Annotated in this window: 2 protein-coding genes; one reads left to right on the forward strand and one right to left on the reverse strand. The window is 34.0% G+C overall.

Annotation, left to right across the window (positions count from 1 at the left end; genetic code table 11):
* On the forward strand, positions 1 to 660 hold a 660-nt coding region (locus AB3X49_RS22485; protein ID WP_367964841.1), incomplete at its 5' end, for an MFS transporter.
* A 68-nt stretch (positions 661 to 728) separates the two neighbouring features.
* Here the strand turns inward: AB3X49_RS22485 and AB3X49_RS22490 are convergent.
* Positions 729 to 1,729 (reverse strand): DUF4018 domain-containing protein (locus tag AB3X49_RS22490; protein WP_367964843.1); only part of this gene is annotated, 1,001 nt, incomplete at its 5' end.

Consider the following 1,729-nt stretch of genomic DNA (forward strand, 5'->3'; position numbering starts at 1 on the left):
TTCTTTAACATTACAAACTATATGATCCTTTCGTATATTCCTTCTTATTTAACACAAGTACTAAAAGTCAAAGAAACAACGGGCTTATTAATTATTTCAATTACGATGGCACTTATGATTCCACTGGCACTTTATTTCGGTAAATTAAGTGATAAAGTAGGTAATAAACGCGTAGTACAAATTGGCTTACTTGGTTTAGCATTATGTTCAATTCCAGCATTTTTATTAATTGGTAACGGACATATTGTAGCCATGTTTGCGGGTATTTTCATTTTAGGTTTCTTCCTTAGTGTATATGAAGGAACATTGCCTTCGTTATTACCAGCACTCTTTTTCACCGATGTACGTTATCGTGCGCTTTCTATCTCCTTTAATATTTCTGTATCTATATTCGGTGGTACAACGCCGCTTGTATGTTCATACTTAGTTCATGCTACTGGTAATCCACTGGCACCAGCATTTTATTTAACTGGTGTAAGTGTAATTGGATTAATTGTGTTTAGTGTACTGTTTGTCACAACATCAGGACGTGCACTAAAAGGTTCTTACCCTACTGTCGAATCGAAAAAAGAAGCACATCAAATTGCTAAAGAGGATCCTGAAGAAACACTTTGGTGGCATGAAGAATCTTTAGAAATTGAAGCAGGAAAAAAAGCATAATTTGTGAAAAGCAACGTGGACTTTTACACAAAAAGACTCCTAGTTTAATAGGAGTCTTTTTGTATACATCATTTTCTCTTCTTCAAACTCTTCTGATACGCATAAAGCTTATAAACCTCTTCCTTAAATTCATGCAGAAGTACAGTGTTTTCACCATTTGAATAACGCACTGCATTATACGCGTCTATAATAATATGACTCTGAATATTTACCTCTTCTTCAACATTAATTCTCTCTAGCCAAGCTTCAACAGTTTCTCCTCGTTCTCGGTTTAAAGGAGGAGATAGCTTACTCTCGAGTTTGAAAATTTCTTTTCGAATTTCGTTATGTGGTGGTTTATTTCGTTTGAAGCGTTTTTGGCTAATGCCTTCTTTATCAGTAATGATTGTAGATTCAAAGACAGGCATATTTGGTAAACTTAAATGTTTTCGTTTTTTTACTATTTTCCAAACGACGTAAATAGCGATGGCTGTACAGGCTATTATTGTAATGCTATTTATGAGAGTTGGATCAAAAGGACGCTGCCCCAATTCTTCTTTAATTTGAGGATCTTTTAAATTTCCTTTATTCGACCAAAAGTCGTCTGTATCTTTTAATGCAGCTGCCGAGAACAATGGATTTAAAGCATAACCAAATCCTAAGGCAACTACTTGTATGATATAAGAAAAAAGAAGCCGAATATAAGGAAATACCGGAATAAGTAAAGCGCTAATTATTCCAATCGTAATAATAGAAGTGAAACGTAATAGCTGTTGATTACGATTGGAACCTGTTAACCAAAATGTAATCATAATGTGTAAAGTTAATAGTAACAATTTCCACAATGGCGGAAAGGGGGCATAAAATATAGCTGAAACGACAAACCATACAATACCGCCTAACGATTTTTGTACTGGATATCCCGGTCCAACAGAGTGTACGATAAAGAAAAACAGTGGTAATAATATTGTGCCTAAAATAGAGAAAGGTAGAAATAAAGAACAACCGATTATTTGAATAACTAACAGTAGTACAAAACCTGTTGTTTTTTTCTTCATAAATTTATGAATAAGAAATACTCCTACATAAC

Source organism: Bacillus sp. C30, assembly GCF_040838255.1.
Taxonomy (GTDB): domain Bacteria; phylum Bacillota; class Bacilli; order Bacillales; family Bacillaceae_G; genus Bacillus_A; species Bacillus_A mycoides.